Here is a 21060-nt window from a genome sequence, read left to right as displayed (position 1 = left end):
CATGCGCTTTACACATTCTGTCGTCGGTTCTACGGTCGACTTACCGAATTTCTCGCAGGCATTCTTCCGATGGCATCCTTGCCCAAAAATCTTCCCGACGATCTGCTCATCAACGCGGCCGACGAAGTGCTTATCCGACAGGATCTGACACTCACGGCGCTCGGCCGGCGTCCTGCCGACAGGTTGCTGAGGGTTGGCCGGCTTCTGGATGTCCATAGCCGCAGCTGGCTTGAGGACCAGGAGATCGTGATCAAGGGACGGCGGATCGCCTATGTCGGCCCCGCCGGCAGTTATACGGGAGAAGTTGGCGAGCGTGTGTGGGAACCAAATATCGCCGCCGTTCCCGGTTTCGGCGAGGCGCACAAGCATATTGAGAGCTCGCATCTGACGCCGGAATGGGAGGCGGCATTGGTCATGCCGCATGGCGTCACCTGGACTTGCGAGGCAAGCCACGAGTTTTCCAACGTCAACGGTCCGCGCAATCTGGAATTCTGGCTGGAGGCGCGCCGGCGCGGATCGCCGATGAAGATCTTCCCGCTGCCCGGCTCCGCCGTGCCGCCAACCGCCTACGAATGGGGCGGTGGTCATTTCGGCTATGACGAGCAGAAGGCGTTTCTTTCCGAGAGCCTGATGGTGGCCGGGCTCGACGAGGTGATGGATTGGCCGTCGGTCAGCAATCCGGAGAATCCGGCTTACGATCGTCTATGGGGCATGATCCGCGCCACTTTCGAGCAGCGCGGCGTCGTCGAAGGCCATGGCGCTGGCTTGCGCGATCTCGCCTCGATCAATGCCTTTGCCGGCGCGGGCCTTGCCTCGGATCACGAAGGCTGGTTCCTGGAGGAGATCTGGGAGAAGCTGACCCACGGCCTTTTCATCGAGCTTCGGCCGCATTCGCTGCCGGAGGTGATCAAGGGATTGATCGACAAGGGGCTGTCCGACTGGTCGCAGATCGCCTTTGTGACGGATGACCGCAGCGCCTCGGATACGCTGAAGATGGGAGCGACAGATTACAATGTCCGGCTTGCCATCGAAAACGGGCTGGCGCCAGAAATCGCCATTCAATGCGTGACGATCAATCCGGCGCGGCACATGCGGTTGACGCCCTGGGTCGGCTCGATTGCGCCCGGCCGTTTTGCCGATATCGTGCTGCTGGATGATGTCGAGACGCTGTCGATCGCCAAGGTCTGGGCGGATGGCCGTCCGGCTTCGGAGGGCAAGAGCTTTGTCGGCGTTCGCCCCGAAATCGCCTGGCCGGATTGGGCGACGAAGACGGTGAAGATCGACAGAACCGTCCTGCCGGAGGATTTCCGGATCGCGGCACCCTCGGATGCGCCGACGGCAAAGGCGGCGCTCCTTCGTCCCTTCCATTGGGCCGATGATTTCATCACCACGGATCTTCCGGTTGTGGATGGCGCTGTTCAGCGAGACCATGACCGCAACGTCACCAAGTTTGCGATCGTCGACCGCTTCTCCGGCGAGGCCAAGGTCGCGCGTATGTTCTGGCTCGGCACTGGACCGCGTACGCCCGACACGGCGCTTGGCGCCACGCTCGGCCATGACAAGCATAATATCTGGGTCGTCGGCTCTTCCGACGCGGCAATGGCGATGGTCGCCAATGCGCTCGCCGAACAGCAGGGTGGCTGGGTGCTGGTTTTCGGCGGCAAGGTCGTCGCCCGCGTTCATTACGAGGTCGGTGGCCTGATGACGGCGCGCCCGGCGGAGGAGCTGGATGCGGAAATGCAGGCGCTTTATAAAGCTGGCGCCGAAATCGACTGGATGTACGAACCGACCTTCTCGCCGCGCTGGTGGCCGGGTTTTCCGGAACGCCTTTCTTTCGCGACGCTCACCTGCGCGCCGTGGCGCTGGGTTCTGGTCGCGCCGTCCGAAAGGGCGCCAGAGGGCTTCGTCAATGTCGCGACCGGAGAGACGCATCCGATCGTCTGGTGAGGGATATCCAAATATTGTAATGGAATATCTCTCCTCGAGCCGGCTTCTATGATGATCCGATAGAGCGGTGGTTCCATTGTCATTGCCGCTAATGGCTTGACGCTCGAGGCCTATCCCGTAATTATCCGTTTGGTTACTAATGCCGTGGCTGAGTCGGTATGTCTGAACGTCAGGCACTGCCTCGGTCCGTGTTGCCTGCCCCTATCGAGGAACCAAGCGGAGGAGGCTTTGGTGACCGACAATCTCAAACCCCAGAGGATGACGCTGGCATTTTCCACATTGGGATGTGCGGAGCTGGAACTGGATGAGGCGCTTGCCCTGGCGGCACACCATGGCCTCGATGCGATCGAGATTCGCGCGCTTGGCGGCACGATCGATCTGTCGGCCTATTTCACCGAACGGTTCGGCACGCCGGCAGGTCTGGCCCAGGCACTCGATCTCTCTCCTATCGCCGTCTGCGCTCTCAACACGTCGCTGCGCCTTGTCGGTGCCACGCCGGAGGCGAAGGAGGCGTTCCTGCGCTATCTTCCCTGGGCGGAAGCGGCGGGCATCAAGTCGCTGCGCGTTTTCGATGGCGGCACCACGGGCGATACCGGAGAGCTCGCCGAGGCTTTATCGACGCTGGACTGGTGGCGCGAGACGGCCCGCCGCGAGGGCTTTGCGGCTGATATGGTGGTGGAGACGCATGATATCCTGGTGCGGCCAGAGACTATCGGCCGTTTTCTGGAAGCGGCGCCCGATTGCGCCCTGATCTGGGATACCCATCATACATGGCGCAAGGGCGGGCAGGATCCGGTGGAGACCTGGAAGCAGGTGCGCCACAATACGCGCCACCTCCACGTCAAGGACAGCGTCTCGCAGCCGAGCGGGAAACTGTCCTATAGCTATGCGCTTCCGGGCACCGGCGAATTTCCGATGGCGTCTCTCCTCTCCGTGCTTGCCGCCGATCGCTATGACGGCGTCATGAGCCTGGAATGGGAGCGGCTCTGGCATGCGCAGCTTCCGCCACTGGATCTGGCGCTTCAGGAGGCGCGGAAGACAGACTGGTGGCCGCGGTCCAATCCGGACGGCCGGCTTTCAAGTGGTTCCGCGCGCTAGATTCGTCGCGCGCCGTTTGCCAATTTTCACGGCAATTGAATCAATAACAAGGAAAACCCGCTATAATTGAATGTTTGCAAGAGTTGCTTTATTAGTGTATTAGCATAAAGTAACGCTAAATATTAAAGACGCTGTCCGTCTTGGGTTGATTATCGTTTTCAGTGCAATATTTCCGGCTCGTTGCAGGGGAACCCCATGGGGGTTGGAGGGTGTCTGGGAGATGAGAAAGACGGATTTTGGGCGCCACGAATCCCACGCTCCGCACGCGCTTGCGCCGTTTCAAGGCGCCGGGTCTCCCTATCGAATTTCCGCCCTCTGCCGATCCTTCAGCCATCGGAGGCTTGATGCCCGCTAGGAGGAAGCAGAGCGATAGTACCCATAACGCCCTGATTTTAAAGGCGATTGCTGGCGGTGGCCTGAGCTTTGCCGTACAGCGGATCCATAAAATCGAGAACATCGCCGACATTCTTTATGCCGAGAGCCTGGCGCGCGTGACGGATGCAGAGGGTGTCGTTCACACGGCGGGCAGCTTCGTGTCGCTATTGGACGACGGGTTTGATCTCGACCACAGGATTCTGGACATGGTTTTGTCCGCGCTGGCGGCGGACACGACGCTTATACTTGGCTGCAACCTGACCGCGGCCAATCTATCCGCTTCAGATCGATTCGCCGATATCTTCGGCCGAATCACCCGTCATCCCGAGCTGACATCGCGGCTCGTGATCGAAGTCATCGAAACGCATCCGCTTGTCGGCGCCGCTATTGAACGGCTGAAGATGATCCGCGCGCTCGGCTGCCGCATCGCGATTGATGATTTCGGTGTCGGCTTCGCAACGCCGGCGAACCTGCTGCAGGTCTCGGCCGATATCGTCAAGATCGATGCGTCCTTCGTTCGCGACAACAGGCCAGGCCGCGATGGACACGACAGCCTGTATCACATGGTCGGTTTTGCCTCCTGCATTGCGCCGGTGGTGGTGGTCGAGGGCATAGAGACAGAGGCGCAGTTCGAGGCGGCGCGCGCGGCTGGCGCGACGCATGTGCAGGGCTTCCTGCTGTCGAGGCCAGCCTGGTTGCCGCGACTTCGGCAGGAAAAGAGCAAATTTAGCTTGCGGGGGGTTGAATGATGAAGCGCCCTTCCTTCGCGCGGGATTATGGTTTCTCCACCGCCATGACGGCGCGTGGCGTCCAGGCGCAGGCGCGGCTCGACGTCCTGTTCGAGGAATTGCGGGAACTGTTTTCCGGTGCCGGCATCATGCCGCCGGTTGCGCTCCTGCGCGGGAGCGATCCGCATATCGCCATTCGTGCCGGATCGGGCAGTATCTCCGCGCGGGTGACGATCGACGCCGAAAACGGTCTTTATGTCTTTTGCGAGCTCGACCGCGCAGCCGGTATCGTTTTGGCGACGGCGAGCGAGGAGCGACTGATCGACGAGATCGTCGCGCATCTTTCGGCCGGCGACGATGACCTTGTGCCGCGCACGATCGACAGCGCCGTCGGCATTCTTGTCGGCCAGACCATGGAAGATGTCGAGCGCAAGCTCATCCTGCAGACACTCCGTCACTGTAGCGGCAATCTCACCCATGCCGCCTTCATGCTCGGCATCTCCCTCACGGCACTCTGCCGCAAACTGGCCGTCTATTTTCCGGACACCGCAAAGGATTTTTCCAAGGGCGCAATCGGTGTTGCACCCCCGGCGGAAAGGGATCGGCGATGAGCGCGGACATTCTCAATATAGCGGGCAATCCCAGCCCGCAGACGAAGACATGGATGATGACATGACGCAATCACGCGAGGCGAAGCACGCCGGACCAAACGACATTCGGGAAACGATCATGGACGCTTTCAGCAGCAAAAAAGACCTGGCCCAACCTCAGGCAGGCAGCCTGTCCGATGGCTGCGTCAAGATTGTTTCGGCCTATGTCAGCCACAACACCGTCCCCATCGGCAGTCTCTCCAAGCTGATCACCGATGTGCACGAGGCGCTGCAGGCCCTGGACGGGGCAGCGCCTTCGGTGGAGCGGACAAAGCCGGTGCCGGCTGTCGATCTTAAGAAATCGGTGACGAACGACTACATCATCTGCCTTGAGGACGGTAAACGCTTCAAGACGCTGAAGCGCCATCTGCGCGTTCACTATGGCATGACGCCCGAGGAATATCGCCAGAAATGGGGTCTTGCTCCGACCTATCCGATGGTGGCGCAGAATTATGCCAACCGCCGCTCGGAACTCGCCAAGCTCTCTGGCCTTGGTGCCAATGGCAACAAGAAGGATAGCGTCCGCTAGCGCGGAGACCGCGAAAGTCCGTACGGATTTTCAAACCGGATTGTGTGCTTTCCATTGCAGGTGACGTTGCGGTCGTCCCGGTGCCGATGGAAAGCGACAAGGATAATGGCGCCCTACGAGGGGGCGCCATTATCTTTTTTACGGTGTGCACTGCTTCAAGCCGCCACGATCTGGCGGCCGCCGGTCAGAACACCTGGCGAAGCACGATGAAGAGTGTGAAGGCAAGCGCGATCGAGGCTGGCAGCGTCAGGATCCAGGCCATCAGCATGTTGCGAACAGTGGACCATTGCAGTCCGGAGCCGTTGGCGGCCATGGTGCCGGCGACGCCCGAGGACAGGACATGCGTGGTGGACACCGGCAGGCCGAGATGATCGGCGGCACCGATCGTCAGCATGGCGACGACTTCGGCGGCAGCACCCTGGCCGTAGGTAAGGTGCGTCTTGCCGATCTTCTCGCCGACGGTGACGACGATGCGCTTCCAGCCCACCATGGTGCCGAGGCCGAGCGCCAGCGCGACGGCGACCTTCACCCAGAGCGGGATGAACTTCGTCGCGTTGTCGACGGCGGCGTGATATTGCGTCACCGCCTTCAGATCATCCGCACCCATCGGCAGCAGCTTGCGCTTGTCGATCAGCTTCAAGGCTTCGCCGATCAGGTAGATATCATTGCGGACGTTGCCGACGAGGCCGTTCGGCAGCTTCTCGACCGAAGGATAGGACGCGATCTCGATGCCGGTGGCATGGATATAGGCCTGCAACGCCGGCGTCGTGGCGTCGGTCCAGGTCTTGTTCTTCACCGCGTCGCTGACGGCAGCCTTCGGATCGGCCGGCGCAGCGACACCAGGCTTCACATATTTGCCAAGCACGGCCTCGACCTGCGTGGAGGCGGCCTTGTAGGCTTCGAGATAGTTGATGTCGGGCGTGCGGTTAAGCGCAAAAGCAGTTGGCACCAGGCCGATCAGAATGAGCATGATCAGGCCCATGCCCTTCTGGCCGTCATTGGAGCCATGGGCGAAGCTGACGCCGGTGCAGGTGAAGATCAACAATGTGCGAATCCACAGCGGCGGCGGCGCATTGCCCTTCGGCGCTTCGTAGAGCGCCTTGTTGCGGATCAGCGCCTTGGAGACCAGGAGCAGCAGGGCAGCCAGACCGAAGCCGATCAGCGGCGACAGCAGCAGCGACAGGCCGACACTGCTCGCCTGCGACCAGTCGACGCCACTGGTGGCGGAGCCCGCGGGCGCAAGGAACTGATTGGCAAGGCCGACACCGATGATCGAGCCGACAAGCGTATGAGAACTCGATGCCGGCAGACCGAGATACCAGGTGCCGAGGTTCCAGACGATTGCGGCGATCAACAGCGCGAAGACCATGGCGAGACCGGAGCCGGAGCCGACCTGCAGAATCAATTCGACGGGCAACAGCGCCAGAATACCGAAAGCGACGGCGCCGGAAGAGGTCAGCACGCCGAGAAAATTGAAGAAGCCCGACCAGATGACGGCAAATTCGGCCGGCATCGAGCGGGTGTAGATGACCGTGGCGACCGCGTTGGCCGTATCGTGGAAGCCATTGACGAATTCGAAGCCGAGCGCGATCAGCAGCGCCAGGCCGAGCAGAATCCATGGGACAGTCGCGGCTTCGGCCAGATCATTGCCGAGGGCATAGCCGACATAGCCAAGACCGCCGAGCACGACCACGCCGAAGAGCGGCAGAAACCACTTGGCGGAACCGCCCGCGCCGTGAATAGGATGATTGGCATTGCCACCCTCCGCATTGCTTGAAGCGACATCGACCATCTCACGCACTCCCCTATGGCGAATAACATTTCCCGTTTAAGCGCGGTTGATGAACCTCTCGTGACGCATGCGGAGATCTTCCCGCACTGGCTGGCCGCGCGCGCAAGTGCAACTCATCGAAAGCGCGATACTCGTTAAGCGATAATATATGCGGAAGGTACTGCAATTTCCCGTTCAGCATCCTGATTTCGCCGCGAAAACGCCTTGTTCGGTTCAGCCGACGTTCAGCTCTTAGGGCTTTAAATTGGCGTGTAAGGGACTTGGACTAGGGGTCTATCAAGATGAGATTGTCTGTAATTGCCATTGCTGCCGTGCTCGGTGGACTGGCCGTATCCTCGGCAGAAGCAATGCCCGTTCCCGCCGCCGGGGCCATCCCCGCCGTTGCCCGGACAGTGGCCGAGGCGCCGGTGGTCAAGGTCGACTATGCCTGCGGCCGCGGCTGGCACCTGACGCGTTGGGGCGAATGCCGACCGAACCGCTGGGGGCCGCCGCGCGGCTACGGCTGGGGATATGATCGGCCGCCACCGCCGCGTGGCTGGTATGGCCACCGTCCCCATCGCGATCGCTGGGAACGCGACGGCTGGCGTGAACGCCGCCGGGATTGGTAAGAAACCAGATACCCCGCCGTCAAGTCACGGCGGGGTATCGCCTATTCTGCCGTAAGCGGTTTTGTCCGCAGAATACGCGCGGTCCACCACATCCCGGCAACGGCTGCCAGCAGCACCAGCAGGATCGTCATCAGGCTTTTGGCATGCAAGACGATGTCCGAGAGCCTTGGCCGGATGAGATCGGCCGTGTTGAAACTTTCGCCACTGAACCGGCAAAGAATGAGCGACAGATTGTTGCGCACGAGAACAGTGTCGATCTCCGAGACCAGATCGCCGGCGGCAACCATTTCGTCCTTCATCGTCCGCATCCGCAGCAGCACCGCCTTGGCGGCGGCGAGATAGGCGTGCGAACATTCGTTGAAAGGGCTTTCCTCATCGCTGATGCCTCCCGGCATCACGCCCCAGAGGCAATAGCTGCGCTGGATCTGCGCGAAATTCAGGACACGACGGAAGGTCTCGTCGGTATCCGTTGCCGCGGCGGCAAGCGCGACGATGCGCCCATAATAGGGATCGATCACGGCCATTTCGCCATGCGTCAGGCTCGGTATCGGAATGCCGGCGTGGCTCCCCGACGAGCCGCCGCCATGAGCGGCCACCGATATCGGCCAGCCCAGTGCCATCAAACAGATCAGCCAGAGCAACGCGCCACCGCCCATCAGGCATTTCCCGCGCACAGAACCATGCGCGGGATGCGTTGAGCGTGTCATCTCAGGCCCGGCGCAGAGCCGTGCTGCCGTAGCGAACCTGCGGCAGATCGCGCTCGGCCCATGCCCCGAAGGCAAGGCCGAGTGTCGTCCACAGGATGGCGTGCATCCCGAGCGACGTGATCCGGAACTGCCAGAGAACGATGGCCGAGAACTGCTCCGGCACCTCGTTGATCGGCGGCAGCAGATACTGGATCAGCGCGATGAAGACGAAATAGCCGATGCCGGCAAGGATCGCGCCGTTCCATGCGCCGTAACGCGCGACAAGCCGGCGGCCGAACCCCACCGCGACGATCATGCCGACGATGGAAGCCACGATCATGATGAAGAACAGTTCGGTCCGGGCGCCGATCGTATCGGGGTTGCCGACGGCCGGCGGATTGGCCGGATATTTGAGGTCGGGAACCAGCGAAATCGCCACGAACGCCGCGATGGCGAGCAATGCGGCCGTACCGCGCGCGCCGAGCGGGCTGATGCGGCCATAGACGAAGGCGAAGACCAGGGCGAAGAGGCCGCCCACTGCCGTTGCATAGATCAGGCTGCCGATGAGGAGACCGACGCCGGCCTGTGTGGCGCGGCTGACGATTTCCGGCTCGGATGCTTCCCCGGCCGCTTGCGCGGCCTTCTCCTCAAAGCCGATCGCCCAATCGACGAGCGGCTCACCAAAGATGCGGGCGTAGACAAAAATGAGAATACCAGCGAGCGCTCCGACCAGCATGCCGCGGAGCAAAAGACGTCCAACCATGTTCCTGATCCCTTAGTGGCAGGGGAAACCGAGCAGATGACGGGCGTCATGCACGAATTCGTGCACATACATGCCCGAGATCAGCGATGTCGCGCCTTCTTCGGCGCCGACGAAGTAGATCGCCAACAGCATCAGAAGACCGGCGAAGATCGCCCAGGGCAGGATTTGGCCGAGCGGTATCGGCGTCGGGATCGCGGATGGTGCGAATGCGGTGTCAGACATTTCATTCCCTCTTCAGAAAAGCGCGTTCCATTTGCGGAAGGGTTTTTTACGGGAAGGGTCTGGCTCTCTGGGGGCGGTATCCGCCCGTCGATTACAGTGGCGCGACCGCGCCGGGATTTCACCGGCTTCCACACCCGTAAGTCTAGGTTTATATCTGGCTGCAAAGACGATTGTCAATCAACGCGCCCTCTGCCCGCCAGGGTGGTTGCGGCGCATCCGGCTCGGGGAAATCCAATATTATGAGAGCGCATCTGAGCTGGGTTTGCCACGGGCCGACCGAGGCCAATCGCAATAGCCGTTTTCCGGCCGACGAGCCGCTGGAGGCCAAGGCCGCGCAGCAGGCCCGGATCCTTGCCGAGCAGCTCGGATCGGTGGACCGGGCCTGGTCCAGTCCCGCGCTCAGGTCTCGCCAGACGGCTGCGGCGCTGGGGCTTGATGGCGTCACCGAACCTGCCTTCCGGGAATGCGACTACGGCCGCTGGCAGGGCAAGAGCATCGCCGACCTCAACAACAGCGATCCGGAAGCCCTGGCGCTCTGGATGCTGGATCTGGATGCGGCGCCGCATGGCGGCGAGGCACTGTCCTCGGTCCTTGCGCGTGTCGGCGGCTGGATGCAGGGCCATATCGGTGATGGCGGCCACACCGTCGCGGTCACGCATGCGACCGTCATCCGCGCCGCCATCCTGCATGCGCTGCAAGCGCCGCCTTCGGCCTTCTGGGCGATCGATGTCGAGCCGCTCGGTATTGTGGAGATGACCAGCGACGGCCGTCGCTGGCAGCTGCGTTTCCCGAACGTCACACGATAACGATCAGCGGCGGGCTTTGGCCCGCTGCCGTTCGAAACGGATGAGATAACCGGCAAGACCGAGCGTCATCAGGGAAAGCCCGTACCAGGTGATGGCATAGACCAGGTGGCTGTTGTGGAAGGCGATCTGCGTCAGGCCGCCGACCGGCAAGTCGCCGGGATTTCTCGTATCGTCCGCATCGATGAAATAGGGCGCGACATTCTTGAGGTCGCGCACCTCGGCGATCGCGGTCACGTCGCGCGAATACCAGCGCTCTTCGGCCGGCACGTTGGAGCGCAGCAGCGTGCCCTTCGGCTCGTTGATCCGCAGCAGGCCGGTGACGGTGGTTTCGCCGCCGAGTTCTCCGGCGGGACGGGTGTCCGGATTGCGCTTGGCGGTCGGCACGAAGCCGCGATTGATGACGATGACGGTACCGTCCGTCTCTCGCATCGGCGTCAGCACCCAGTAGCCGGGGCCGAGCACGGTCGAGGCATAGACCTGCGTTTCCTTGTCGTTGAGGAAGGTGCCGGTCGCCTGGACACGCTTGTATTCATAGCCGGCGGCATCGATGGCGGACCATTCCGCCGGGCCGGGGGCGGCGACGGGCGGCGCATGCACGCGAGCATCGACGCGGGCGATCAGGTTGAGCTTCCAGGACAGCCGCTGCACCTGCCAGGTGCCGAGCCCGATGAGCAGGGCGGTCAAAAGCAGCAGCAGGATCACCCAGATGGCGAGCGTCAGCGTCGAGCGTGGTTTTTCGGAAAGGGAATCAGTCGGGATATCGGTCAAGGCGCAAAACTCCATCGGAGGCGCGAAAAAAGCCGGCGGAAACATCACGCCGGAGAGCGGCGGGCATCCCTCGGGGATGCCCGCCGCTTTGTCATTACGGCATGTTGCGCATCATCTCGGGCGACATGACCATCATGTTGGCATTGAGATGGTGCATGACCCAGAGCGAGCCGGAGAGAGCGATGATCACCAGAACGATGGTGAAGATCAACGCCATCATGTTCCAGCCGCCTTCGGACTTGGTGTTCATGTGCAGGAAGTAGATCATGTGCACGATGATCTGGATGGCACCGAAGACCATAATCAGGGCTGCTGTGACGACCGGATCGGCAAAGACCTTGCCCATGACCAGCCAGAAGGGAATGGCGGTCAGGATGACGGAGAGCACGAAGCCCGTCATGTAGCTCTTGAACGTGCCGTGGCTGGCCTCGTGGCCGCCATGGTGGTCATGGCCGTGGGCGTCTGCGGAATGATGCGAATGATTGGCGTTCGAGCTCATCCGAGAACTCCCATGAGGTAGACGAAGGAAAAGACGCCGATCCAGACGACGTCGAGGAAGTGCCAGAACATCGACAGGCACATCAGGCGACGCTTGTTCTCGGGGATCAGGCCGTGCTGGCTTACCTGTACCATCAGCGTGATCAGCCAGACGATACCGACGGTGACGTGCAGGCCGTGCGTGCCGACCAGCGCGAAGAAGGCCGACAGGAAAGCACTGCGCTGCGGGCCGGCGCCTTCGAGGATCAGGTGATAGAACTCGTAGAGTTCGAAATAGATGAAGGCTGCGCCGAACAGGCCGGTGATCGCCAGCCACATCATCGTTCCCGACTTGTTGCCTTTCTCCATCGCCAGCATGGCGAAGCCATAGGTGATGGAGGAGAACAGCAGCATCGCCGTGTTGAGGGCGACGAGCGGCAGCTCGAACAGGTCGGCCGGCGACGGGCCGGCCGCGTAGTTATGGCCGAGGACGGCATAGGTGGCGAAGAGGACTGCGAAGATCAGGCAGTCGCTCATGATGTAGATCCAGAAGCCCAGCATGGTGCTGCCTTCGGGATGATGCTCCTCCGCCAAATAGAATGCGGGGGTCTCGCCGTCCTTGAGAGCGTGTGAGGTATGGGTCGTCATAGGTCTTATACCTGTCCTGCGAGCAGCTTCGTACGCTCGTTCTCGGTCTTCACGACCTCGTCGGCGGGAATGTAGAAGTCGCGCTTATAGTTGAAGGTATGGCCAATCGTCACGACGATCATGGCGGCGAAGGTGATGGCGGCGAGCCACCACATGTACCAGATCATGCCGAATGCGAAGGCGATGGAGAGAACGCCGAGGATAATACCGGTGCCGGTGCTCTTCGGCATATGGATCGGGATGAAGCCTTCGGTCGGACGCTTGTGGCCGCGGTTCTTCATGTCCCACCACGCATCATGGTCGTAAACGATCGGCGTCAGCGCGAAATTATATTCCGGCGGCGGCGACGAGGTCGACCATTCCAGCGTACGACCATTCCAGGGGTCGCCGGTGTGATCGCGAAGCTCTTCGCGCTTGATGAAGCTGACGACGAGCTGGATCAGGAAGGAGGCGATGCCGATGGCGATCATCACGGCGCCGAGTGCGGCAATGATGAAGTAGATCTGCAGCGAGGGATCATCGAACTGCGAGACGCGGCGGGTAACGCCCATCAGGCCGAGCACGTAGAGCGGCATGAAGGCGAAGTAGAAGCCGACGACCCAGAACCAGAAGGACATCTTGCCCCAGAAAGGATCGAGCTTGAAGCCGAAAGCCTTCGGGAACCAGTAGGCGATGCCCGCGAACATCCCGAACAGCACGCCGCCGATGATGACGTTGTGGAAGTGGGCGATCAGGAACAGCGAGTTGTGCAGCACGAAGTCGGCCGGCGGAACCGCGAGCATGACGCCGGTCATGCCGCCGATGGTGAAGGTGACCATGAAGGCCACGGTCCACAGCATCGGCACTTCAAAGCGGATACGCCCGCGATACATCGTGAAGAGCCAGTTGAACAGCTTGGCGCCCGTCGGGATCGAGATGATCATCGTCGTGATGCCGAAGAAGGAGTTGACGCTGGCGCCCGAACCCATGGTGAAGAAGTGATGCAACCAGACCAGGTACGACAGGATGGTGATGACCACGGTGGCGTAGACCATCGAGGCGTAGCCGAACAGGCGCTTGCTGGAGAAGGTGGCAACGACTTCCGAGAACACGCCGAAGGCCGGCAGGATCAGGATGTAGACTTCCGGGTGGCCCCAGATCCAGATGAGGTTGACATACATCATCGGATTGCCGCCGAGGTCGTTCGTGAAGAAGTTCGTGCCGGCGTAGCGGTCGAGCGACAGCAGGGCAAGAACGGCCGTCAAGACCGGGAAGGCGGCGACGATCAGCACGTTGGTGCAGAGCGCGGTCCAGGTGAAGATCGGCATTTTCATCATGGTCATGCCCGGCGCGCGCATCTTGACGATGGTGGCCACCAGGTTGATGCCCGATAGAAGCGTGCCGATACCGGCGACCTGCAGGCCCCAGATATAATAGTCGACGCCGACGCCGGGACTATAGGAGCTACCCGACAGCGGCGGATAGGCGAGCCAGCCGGTGCGGGCGAATTCGCCGATGAACAGCGAGATCATGATGATGATCGCGCCGGCCGTCGTCATCCAGAAGGAGAAGTTGTTGAGGAACGGGAAGGACACGTCGCGCGCGCCGATCTGCAGCGGCACGACGAAGTTCATCAGACCCGTCACCATCGGCATCGCCACGAAGAAGATCATGATCACGCCATGGGCGGTGAAGACCTGGTCGTAATGGTGCGGCGGCAGGTAACCTTCCGAGCCGTTGAAGGCGAGCGCCTGCTGGGCGCGCATCATGAGCGCATCTGAAAAGCCGCGCAGCAGCATGATCAGCGCCAGGATGATGTACATGATACCGATCTTCTTGTGATCGATACTGGTGAACCATTCCTTCCAGAGATAACCCCACAGGCGGAAATAGGTGAGCACGCTCAGGAGAGCGATGCCGCCGATCGCGACGCCGGTGAAGGTCAGGACGAGGATCGGCTCGTGATAGGGGATAGCGTCAAGCGTCAGCCGACCGAAGATGAATTTATAGAGGTCCGGGTTGGAAAACATGGATCGCCTCTGTCCTTATAGATAACTTGTTACTGAGCGCACGCGGATCAATGATCCTGGTGCTGCGCCGGCTGCGAGGAACCGGTCGACGAATTCGAAGATGAACCGTCGCCCATGTCCATGCCCGGCATGGAATTGTCGCCATGCTGCATCGAGTGGGCCGCAGGAGCGTCAGCCCTCACCGGTGTGACATCCGCATGATCCGCATCGCGGTTGTCATGGATCAGACGCTCACGGTTTTCCTGGCTGTCCTTGCCGGCGCCGCCCTTGGCGTCGATATGCATCATTTCGCTCATGCACATCTTGCTCGGATCGGCGCACATGTTGAGGATGGCCTCGTAGAGATCCTTGTCGACGGCGTTATAGTAGCGAACGGGCTCCCGTTCGCTCGGCTTGGCGAGCGCCAGATATTCCGGACGGCCGAGCGCCGAGCCCTGGCTCTTGGCCTTTGCGACCCACTGGTCGAAATCGGCCTGGGAGAAACCATGGAACTTGAAGCGCATATGCGAGAAGCCGGCGCCGCTGTAATTGGCGGACAGGCCCTGATATTCGCCCGGATGGTTGATGACCGCATGCAGCTTCGTCTCCATGCCCGGCATGGCATAGATCTGGCCAGCAAGCGCCGGCACGAAGAAGGAGTTCATCACCGCGGATGCCGTGATCTTGAAGTTGATCGGCGTATCGACCGGGGCGGCCAGTTCGTTGACCGTGGCGATGCCGAGGTCGGGGTAGAAGAACAGCCATTTCCAGTCGAGCGCGACCACTTCGACGGTCAGCGGCTTGACGTTCTCGGCGACCGGCTTTCCGGCCGCGATGCGGTCGAGCGGCCGGTAGGGATCCAGCTGGTGGGTGCTGATCCAGGTTACCGCGCCAAGCGCGATAATGATGGCCAGCGGCGCCGACCAGATCACCAGTTCCAGACGGGTCGAATGATGCCATTCGGGATCATAGGTCGCCGCCGTGTTCGACTGGCGATATTTCCAGGCGAAGAACAGCGTGAGGAAGATCACCGGTATGATGATGATCAGCATCAGGACGGTCGAGACGACGATGAGGTCGCGTTGCTGCACGGCGATGTCGCCGGAGGGAGCCATCACCACCAGATTGCAGCCCGAAAGCAGCAAGAATAGCGGGAGGACAAATAAGCGGCTGAAAATCTTCGATAGTCTTAGCACGTCTTAAAGCTCTTTTTGTTTCGACCCTACCGCAGCTAAAGGACGGAGGTCATGAACGATATGAGGTGTTTCGTCGCACCGCAGCAAATGCGGGTGCAATGCGGTATTGGGCGCGGTCTCACCTATCGGGAAAACCCTGAGAAATCTAGAAGGTTTTCCAACGGTCCGTAGCTTTTATCGGCGCCAATATACCCGGATCGGCGAAAATGGCTACCGATTGTGGCACGTCAACCCGGCATTGCGGCAGCGAAAGTCGAATTGGCCCGATTCAACGGCTAATTTGCGAATTATTTCATGCCCGACACTTGATAAGTTCGCACGTTTGATCAACATTTTAACTGTACGCGAATTCGTGGAGGAGTTCGCGTCTGGAGAGGGAGGCTCTCACACATGGTCAGTGTTACGCATGAAGCAGTAAATGCAACATCCAAAGGTTTTGAACGCGACGCTCGCAGCATGCATGCGGGGAGTGAGGTCGCACCCGGTAATATTGCTATCGGCGTGATCATCGGTCGCACGTCCGAGTTTTTCGATTTCTTCGTCTATGCCATCGCATCGGTCCTGGTTTTCCCGAAGCTGATCTTCCCCTTCGCGGATCCCCTGCATGGCACCATGCTTTCCTTCCTGATCTTTTCGCTTGCCTTTATCGCCCGCCCGATCGGTTCGTTCATCTTCATGGCGATCGACCGCGCCTATGGCCGCGGCGTCAAGCTGACGATCGCGCTGTTCCTGCTCGGCGGTTCGACCGCGTCGATGAGCTTCCTGCCCGGCTATGCCGAGATCGGCGGCTACGCGATCCTTCTGCTTGCCGTCTTTCGTATCGGACAGGGCCTGGCGCTCGGCGGCGCCTGGGATGGTCTGGCCTCGCTGTTGGCGCTGAATGCACCGGCCAATCGCCGCGGTTGGTTTGCAATGATCCCGCAGCTCGGCGCGCCGATCGGCTTCATGCTGGCAAGCGCGCTCTTTGCCTACTTCGTCATGAGCCTGACCACCGCCGACTTTCTGGAATGGGGCTGGCGCTATCCATTCTTCTGCGCCTTCATGGTCAATGTCGTCGCGCTCTTCGCCCGGCTTCGCCTGGTGGCCACGCCGGAATTCGGCGCGCTGCTGGAGCGCCATGAGCTGGAGCCGGTCAAGATGACGGAGCTTCTGCGGGTGCATGGCCGTGACGTGCTGATCGGCGCCTTCGTGCCGCTGGCAAGCTTCGCGACCTTCCATCTGGTCACCGTCTTCCCGCTGAGCTGGATGACGCTCTATAGCGACCAATCGCCCGGGTCGTTCCTACTGGTCGAATTCGTCGGCGCGATCTGCGGCATCGTTGCGATCATCTGTTCCGGCCTGCTGGCCGATCGCATCGGCCGGCGTAACCAGCTGGCCGTCGGTGCGGTGCTGATCGCCTGTTTCGCCTTCGTCGCGCCTTGGCTGCTCGATGGCGGCAGCACCGGCCGTCACATCTACGTGGTTCTCGGCTTCACGTTGCTCGGCCTGTCCTTCGGTCAGGCCGCCGGCGCCAGCGCCTCGCGCTTCAGCCGGAACTATCGCTACAGCGGCTCGGCCCTGACCTCGGATCTTTCCTGGCTGATCGGCGCCGGCTTTGCTCCCTTCGTGGCGCTCAGCCTCTCCAGCCAGTTCGGCCTGGTCTATACCAGCCTCTATCTGCTCTCCGGCGTCGTCTGCACGCTGGTCGCGATCTTCTTCAGCAAGACGTTGGAAACGCGCGACACCTGACCGGATTTTCGAGATATCAAAGGGCCGCGATGCGCAAGCGTCGCGGCCCTTTGCGTGTTCCGGCACAAGCATCCGCGCTGCTGAAAAATCCGGCGAAATCTTGACTCTCCTTTCAAGCTTTTGTGATACAAACGGGCGTGCGGAAACTTGAAAAGAATAGTCAGGAAAAATATAGGCTATCGCACCACCGTCAAAGACGGGGTTTTCAAGCGAGAGGACGCCTATGACTTTTTCCTTCACCCATCTCACCAGCGCGCTGGCGCTTGTCGCGGGCCTTACGGTTGCTCCGCTGATGGCAAATGCCGCCGATTCCGAAGGCATTGTCGTCTACAATGCCCAGCATGAGACGCTGACCCAGGCCTGGGCGGATGGCTTCACCAAGGAAACCGGCATCAAGGTGACGATCCGCAACGGCAGCGACATGCAGTTCGCCAACCAGATCGTCGAGGAAGGCGCAGCATCCCCCGCCGACGTCTATCTGACGGAAAATTCTCCGGGCATGGCACTGGTCGACGCCAACAAGCTCTTCGCCCCTGTCGATGCCGACACGCTGGCGCAGGTGCCGGAAAACTTCAAGGCGGTCGATGGCAACTGGGTCGGCGTCGCCGCCCGCTCGACGGTTTTCGCCTATGACAAGACCAAGCTGAAGGACGCCGATCTGCCGAAGTCGCTGCTCGACCTCGCCGATCCCAAGTGGAAGGGCCGCTGGGGTGCATCGCCGGCCGGCGCCGATTTCCAGGCGATCGTCAGCGCGCTTCTTGAGCTCAAGGGCGAGGACGCCACCAAGGCCTGGCTGAAGGCCATGAAGGAAAACGCCACCCCTTACAAGGGCAATAGCGTTGCCATGAAGGCCGTCAATGCCGGTGAAATCGAGGGTGCGGTCATCTATCACTATTACTGGTTCGGCGATCAGGCCAAGACCGGTGAAAACAGCAAGAACGTTCTCCTGCATTACTTCAAGAACCAGGATCCGGGCGCGTTCGTCAGCATTTCCGGCGGCGGCGTTCTCGCCTCCAGCCAGCACCAGAAGGAAGCCCAGGCATTCCTGAAGTGGATCACCGGCAAGGGCGGCCAGGCCGTTCTGCGCGATGGCGATTCCTATGAATATGCCGTCGGCAACGGCGCCGAGTCCAACCCGAAGCTGGTGCCGCTCAAGGATCTGCAGGCCCCGAAGGTCGAGCCTTCCAAGCTGAACAGCAAGAAGGTCACCGATCTGATGACGGAAGCTGGATTGATCTAAGCTCTTGCATCACTGTCGCATGCCCTGCTAGGGGCATGCGGATGGCCGCTGGCCAATTCGATCCCGGCAATCGCCTTAAACGGCGGTTGCCTTCCTGTTTCAGGGCGTGAAAGGCAGCTGAGACTTGCTGCAGAAGAACACATATGCCGCGCCGGCCGGTCGGGCCGCTGCCATGCGAGTGCCCCCGCCGACGGCTGCGCCTCGCGGCCGTGTTCCGCACGCTTCCGTTATCGCCCTTGCATCTGTCGTCGCTTTTCTGAGCCTGGTGCCGCTCGGCTTCATCATCTGGATCACCGTCGATACCGGCTGGGCTCAAGTCGTCGCGCTGATCTTCCGTAACCGCGTCGGCGAGTTGCTGGTCAATACCGTTCTTCTCGAAGTTTGCACCATTCCGCTTTGCATCCTGCTTGCCGTCACGCTCGCCTGGCTGACCGAGCGCACCGATATCCCCGGCGCGCGCCTGTGGTCCTGGCTGGCGGTTGCGCCGCTGGCCGTGCCGGCTTTCGTGCACAGCTACGCCTGGGTCAGCCTGGTGCCTGGTATGCGCGGGCTGTCGAGCGGCGTGCTCGTGTCGGTGCTTGCCTATTACCCCTTCCTCTATCTGCCGGTGGCCGCGGCACTCCGCCGCCTCGATCCGGCGATCGAGGATGCTGCCGCCTCGCTCGGCCTCAATCCCTGGCGCGTCTTCTTCCGGGCGATCCTGCCGCAGCTTCGCCTCGCCATCTGTGGCGGCTCGCTGCTGGTCGGCCTGCATCTGCTCGCGGAATACGGTCTCTACGTGATGATCCGCTTCGATACGTTTTCGACCGCGATCGTCGATCAGTTCCAGTCTGCCTATAACAGCCCGGCCGCCAACATGCTCGGCGGCGTTCTGGTCTTCTGCTGTCTTCTGCTGCTCGGCATCGAAGTGCTGGTGCGCGGCAACGAGCGTTATGCCCGTGTCGGCTCCGGTGCCGCTCGCCCGGCGGATCGCCGCCGTCTCGGCTGGCTCGTCGTCCCTGCCGTCGCTCTTCCAGTGGTGGTGGCCGCGCTCACGCTCGGCGTGCCCTTCGTGACGCTGGCGCGCTGGCTTTATCTTGGCGGCACCGGCATCTGGCGGATGGAGACGGTTGGCAATGCGCTGTTGCAGACCATAGGACTGGCGATTGCCGGTGGACTGCTTGCCACCGTCGCCGCCATTCCGATGGCCTGGCTCTCGGTGCGCGCACCCGGCCGGCTGCAGCGGATCCTCGAGGCCTGCCATTATTATGTCGGCTCGCTGCCGGGCGTCGTCGTTGCCCTGGCGCTGGTGTCGATCACGGTGCGGCTGATCCTGCCGCTCTACCAGACCTTCGCAACGCTGCTGCTTGCCTATGTCCTGTTGTTCCTGCCGCGCGCCATGGTGGGCTTGCGCGCCAGCATCGCCCAGGCCCCGGTCGAGCTCGAACGCGCCGCCATGGCGCTTGGCCGCACGCCGGCCCAGGCCGTGCGGCAGATCACCATGCGTCTTGCCGCTCCCGGCTTTGCCGCGAGCGTCGCGCTGGTCGCCCTGGGGATCACCAATGAACTGACGGCGACGCTGATGCTGTCGCCGAACGGCACGGTGACACTGGCGACGAAATTCTGGTCGCTGACCAGCGAGATCGATTATGTCTCCGCCGCGCCCTATGCCTTCATGATGGTGGTTCTGTCGCTGCCGCTCACCCTTCTTCTCTATACGCAATCCAAGCGGACGGCGGGACAATGACCTTTCTGGCGATCAAGACCATCAGCAAGCGCTACGGCCCGGTATGCGCGCTCGACAATATCGACCTCACGGTCGCCCCCGGCAGCCGCACCGCCATCGTCGGCCCGTCCGGTTCCGGCAAGACGACGCTGCTGCGCATCATCGCCGGCTTTGAGACCCCGGATGCCGGTCAGGTGACGCTGGAAGGCGAGACGCTGGCGGATGGCCCGTCCGTCGTGCCCGCCCATCGTCGCGGCATCGGCATCGTGTCGCAGGATGGCGCCTTGTTTCCGCATCTGAGCGTGGCGGACAATATCAGCTTCGGCATGGAGCGCGGACGGCCGGATCGCGCCCAGCAGATCAACGCGCTGATCGACATGGTGGAGCTCGATCGCAACATGCTCGATCGCCGCCCGCATCAGCTCTCAGGCGGCCAGCAGCAGCGCGTGGCGCTTGCCCGCGCGCTTGGCCGCAAACCGAGGCTGATGCTGCTCGACGAACCCTTTTCCGCGCTCGACACGGGCCTGCGCGAAAACATGCGCAAGGCCGTCGCCCGCGTTCTGCAAATCGCCGGCATCACCACGATCCTGGTAACGCATGATCAGGCGGAGGCACTGTCCTTTGCCGATCAGGTCGCCGTTCTGCGCGATGGCAAGCTGGTGCAGGCCGGAACCCCGCAATCGCTCTACCTCCATCCCAGGGATCGCGAGACCGCGACCTTTCTTGGCGACGCCATCCTGCTGCCGGCGGAGCTTGGCGATGGCTTTGCCAATTGCGCGCTGGGCCGCATTCCGCTCGACACCAACGGCCGGCAGGGGCGTGCCGATATCATGCTGCGGCCCGAACAGTTGCAATTGAGCGTCCTCGATAATGCCGGCGCAAACGCCGCCTGCGTCGGCAAAGTGACCGATGTCGAATTCGGCGGTGCCGTCTGCACGGTGACGATCGTCCTTTCGCAGGCCAATGGCGGCGAGACGCTGAACATCAAAAGCTCCGGTGTCGGCCTGCCGGAGATCGGCAGCATGGTCTCCGTGACTATCCTTGGCAAAGCGCATGTCTTCGACAAGCCTGGCGCCTGAGCTGCTTTTCGGTTGAAGCCTTCGGCG

At 61.6% G+C, this 21060-nt stretch carries 20 protein-coding genes; 11 read left to right on the top strand and 9 right to left on the bottom strand.

Annotated features, from left to right (window positions below; genetic code table 11):
- Positions 1-69: 69 nt before the first annotated feature.
- The 5 genes from AC1RO0_RS25455 (at position 70) to AC1RO0_RS25435 (ending at position 5327) form a co-directional block, all read left to right on the top strand.
- A complete protein-coding gene (locus AC1RO0_RS25455) occupies positions 70-1947 on the top strand; it encodes an adenine deaminase (protein WP_498595359.1) in 1878 nt (625 codons plus the stop codon).
- Between the two features lie 231 nt (positions 1948-2178).
- Complete coding sequence (locus AC1RO0_RS25450) at positions 2179-3045, top strand: sugar phosphate isomerase/epimerase family protein (protein ID WP_498595358.1); 867 nt, start codon at positions 2179-2181, stop codon at positions 3043-3045.
- A gap of 236 nt (positions 3046-3281) precedes the next feature.
- Positions 3282-4169 (top strand): EAL domain-containing protein, encoded by an 888-nt coding sequence (locus AC1RO0_RS25445; RefSeq protein ID WP_498595357.1) that lies wholly within the window; start codon positions 3282-3284, stop codon positions 4167-4169.
- Positions 4166-4759, top strand: coding sequence for a helix-turn-helix domain-containing protein (locus AC1RO0_RS25440; protein ID WP_498595356.1), 594 nt, complete (start codon positions 4166-4168; stop codon positions 4757-4759). Before AC1RO0_RS25445 ends, AC1RO0_RS25440 begins: the two co-directional genes overlap by 4 nt.
- Positions 4760-4820: 61 nt before the next feature.
- A complete protein-coding gene (locus AC1RO0_RS25435) occupies positions 4821-5327 on the top strand; it encodes a Ros/MucR family transcriptional regulator (RefSeq protein WP_498595355.1) in 507 nt (168 codons plus the stop codon).
- Between the two features lie 184 nt (positions 5328-5511).
- Here the strand turns inward: AC1RO0_RS25435 and AC1RO0_RS25430 are convergent, their stop codons facing one another.
- Entirely contained in the window at positions 5512-7119 is a 1608-nt protein-coding gene (locus AC1RO0_RS25430; protein WP_034519786.1) for an inorganic phosphate transporter, read from the bottom strand.
- Between the two features lie 281 nt (positions 7120-7400).
- Between AC1RO0_RS25430 and AC1RO0_RS25425 the strand changes: the two genes are divergently transcribed.
- Positions 7401-7727, top strand: a complete 327-nt coding sequence (locus AC1RO0_RS25425; RefSeq protein ID WP_498595354.1) for a GCG_CRPN prefix-to-repeats domain-containing protein — start codon at positions 7401-7403, stop codon at positions 7725-7727.
- A 41-nt stretch (positions 7728-7768) separates the two neighbouring features.
- Here the strand turns inward: AC1RO0_RS25425 and AC1RO0_RS25420 are convergent, their stop codons facing one another.
- From AC1RO0_RS25420 to AC1RO0_RS25410, 3 genes are read right to left on the bottom strand one after another with little or no spacing between them, the layout of a single operon-like run.
- Positions 7769-8434 carry a hypothetical protein gene (locus AC1RO0_RS25420; protein WP_498595353.1) on the bottom strand — a complete coding sequence of 222 codons (666 nt, stop codon included), beginning with the start codon at positions 8432-8434 and terminating at the stop codon, positions 7769-7771.
- Between the two features lies 1 nt (position 8435).
- The gene (locus AC1RO0_RS25415; RefSeq protein ID WP_498595352.1) at positions 8436-9176 is read right to left on the bottom strand and encodes a CbtA family protein; all 741 of its coding nucleotides are present in this window, start codon (positions 9174-9176) and stop codon (positions 8436-8438) included.
- 12 nt (positions 9177-9188) lie between these two features.
- Entirely contained in the window at positions 9189-9398 is a 210-nt protein-coding gene (locus AC1RO0_RS25410; protein ID WP_007703100.1) for a CbtB domain-containing protein, read from the bottom strand.
- Between the two features lie 239 nt (positions 9399-9637).
- Between AC1RO0_RS25410 and AC1RO0_RS25405 the strand changes: the two genes are divergently transcribed.
- Positions 9638-10204 carry a histidine phosphatase family protein gene (locus AC1RO0_RS25405; RefSeq protein ID WP_498595351.1) on the top strand — a complete coding sequence of 189 codons (567 nt, stop codon included), beginning with the start codon at positions 9638-9640 and terminating at the stop codon, positions 10202-10204.
- A gap of 3 nt (positions 10205-10207) precedes the next feature.
- On the opposite strand, the gene AC1RO0_RS25400 is transcribed toward AC1RO0_RS25405, so the two are convergent.
- The 5 genes from AC1RO0_RS25400 to cyoA all read right to left on the bottom strand — a co-directional run bounded on the left by AC1RO0_RS25400 (position 10208) and on the right by cyoA (position 15281).
- Entirely contained in the window at positions 10208-10972 is a 765-nt protein-coding gene (locus AC1RO0_RS25400; RefSeq protein ID WP_498595350.1) for an SURF1 family protein, read from the bottom strand.
- Between the two features lie 94 nt (positions 10973-11066).
- The gene (gene cyoD, locus AC1RO0_RS25395) at positions 11067-11471 is read right to left on the bottom strand and encodes a cytochrome o ubiquinol oxidase subunit IV (protein ID WP_498595349.1); all 405 of its coding nucleotides are present in this window, start codon (positions 11469-11471) and stop codon (positions 11067-11069) included.
- Positions 11468-12097, bottom strand: coding sequence for a cytochrome o ubiquinol oxidase subunit III (gene cyoC / locus AC1RO0_RS25390; protein ID WP_498595348.1), 630 nt, complete (start codon positions 12095-12097; stop codon positions 11468-11470). The genes cyoD and cyoC overlap by 4 nt, the downstream gene beginning before the upstream one ends.
- A gap of 5 nt (positions 12098-12102) precedes the next feature.
- Positions 12103-14106 (bottom strand): cytochrome o ubiquinol oxidase subunit I, encoded by a 2004-nt coding sequence (gene cyoB / locus AC1RO0_RS25385; RefSeq protein WP_498595347.1) that lies wholly within the window; start codon positions 14104-14106, stop codon positions 12103-12105.
- A 47-nt stretch (positions 14107-14153) separates the two neighbouring features.
- Positions 14154-15281, bottom strand: coding sequence for a ubiquinol oxidase subunit II (gene cyoA / locus AC1RO0_RS25380; protein WP_498595346.1), 1128 nt, complete (start codon positions 15279-15281; stop codon positions 14154-14156).
- Positions 15282-15671: 390 nt separating this feature from the next.
- Here cyoA and AC1RO0_RS25375 point away from each other — a divergent pair, with 390 nt between their 5' ends.
- The 4 genes from AC1RO0_RS25375 to AC1RO0_RS25360 all read left to right on the top strand — a co-directional run bounded on the left by AC1RO0_RS25375 (position 15672) and on the right by AC1RO0_RS25360 (position 21033).
- A complete protein-coding gene (locus AC1RO0_RS25375) occupies positions 15672-17009 on the top strand; it encodes an MFS transporter (protein WP_498595345.1) in 1338 nt (445 codons plus the stop codon).
- A gap of 223 nt (positions 17010-17232) precedes the next feature.
- Positions 17233-18249, top strand: coding sequence for an iron ABC transporter substrate-binding protein (locus AC1RO0_RS25370; protein ID WP_498595344.1), 1017 nt, complete (start codon positions 17233-17235; stop codon positions 18247-18249).
- Between the two features lie 172 nt (positions 18250-18421).
- Positions 18422-19975, top strand: coding sequence for an ABC transporter permease (locus tag AC1RO0_RS25365; RefSeq protein WP_498595343.1), 1554 nt, complete (start codon positions 18422-18424; stop codon positions 19973-19975).
- Complete coding sequence (locus AC1RO0_RS25360) at positions 19972-21033, top strand: ABC transporter ATP-binding protein (protein ID WP_498595342.1); 1062 nt, start codon at positions 19972-19974, stop codon at positions 21031-21033. The genes AC1RO0_RS25365 and AC1RO0_RS25360 overlap by 4 nt, the downstream gene beginning before the upstream one ends.
- Positions 21034-21060: the final 27 nt, after the last annotated feature.

The organism is Rhizobium sp. GW821-FHT14E12, from assembly GCF_058803745.1.
This window is presented reverse-complemented; position numbering and strand designations above follow the sequence as displayed.

What these genes read in the sequence shown, in the direction of transcription:
- AC1RO0_RS25455 (WP_498595359.1), top strand. Translation starts at nt 70, where the DNA reads ATGGCATCCTTGCCCAAAAATCTTCCCGACGATCTGCTCATCAACGCG.
- AC1RO0_RS25440 (WP_498595356.1), top strand. Translation starts at nt 4,166, where the DNA reads ATGATGAAGCGCCCTTCCTTCGCGCGGGATTATGGTTTCTCCACCGCC.
- AC1RO0_RS25435 (WP_498595355.1), top strand. Translation starts at nt 4,821, where the DNA reads ATGACGCAATCACGCGAGGCGAAGCACGCCGGACCAAACGACATTCGG.
- AC1RO0_RS25430 (WP_034519786.1), bottom strand. Translation starts at nt 7,119, where the DNA reads ATGGTCGATGTCGCTTCAAGCAATGCGGAGGGTGGCAATGCCAATCAT.
- AC1RO0_RS25425 (WP_498595354.1), top strand. Translation starts at nt 7,401, where the DNA reads ATGAGATTGTCTGTAATTGCCATTGCTGCCGTGCTCGGTGGACTGGCC.
- AC1RO0_RS25420 (WP_498595353.1), bottom strand. Translation starts at nt 8,434, where the DNA reads ATGACACGCTCAACGCATCCCGCGCATGGTTCTGTGCGCGGGAAATGC.
- AC1RO0_RS25415 (WP_498595352.1), bottom strand. Translation starts at nt 9,176, where the DNA reads ATGGTTGGACGTCTTTTGCTCCGCGGCATGCTGGTCGGAGCGCTCGCT.
- AC1RO0_RS25410 (WP_007703100.1), bottom strand. Translation starts at nt 9,398, where the DNA reads ATGTCTGACACCGCATTCGCACCATCCGCGATCCCGACGCCGATACCG.
- AC1RO0_RS25405 (WP_498595351.1), top strand. Translation starts at nt 9,638, where the DNA reads ATGAGAGCGCATCTGAGCTGGGTTTGCCACGGGCCGACCGAGGCCAAT.
- cyoD (WP_498595349.1), bottom strand. Translation starts at nt 11,471, where the DNA reads ATGAGCTCGAACGCCAATCATTCGCATCATTCCGCAGACGCCCACGGC.
- cyoC (WP_498595348.1), bottom strand. Translation starts at nt 12,097, where the DNA reads ATGACGACCCATACCTCACACGCTCTCAAGGACGGCGAGACCCCCGCA.
- cyoB (WP_498595347.1), bottom strand. Translation starts at nt 14,106, where the DNA reads ATGTTTTCCAACCCGGACCTCTATAAATTCATCTTCGGTCGGCTGACG.
- AC1RO0_RS25375 (WP_498595345.1), top strand. Translation starts at nt 15,672, where the DNA reads ATGGTCAGTGTTACGCATGAAGCAGTAAATGCAACATCCAAAGGTTTT.
- AC1RO0_RS25370 (WP_498595344.1), top strand. Translation starts at nt 17,233, where the DNA reads ATGACTTTTTCCTTCACCCATCTCACCAGCGCGCTGGCGCTTGTCGCG.
- AC1RO0_RS25365 (WP_498595343.1), top strand. Translation starts at nt 18,422, where the DNA reads ATGCGAGTGCCCCCGCCGACGGCTGCGCCTCGCGGCCGTGTTCCGCAC.
- AC1RO0_RS25360 (WP_498595342.1), top strand. Translation starts at nt 19,972, where the DNA reads ATGACCTTTCTGGCGATCAAGACCATCAGCAAGCGCTACGGCCCGGTA.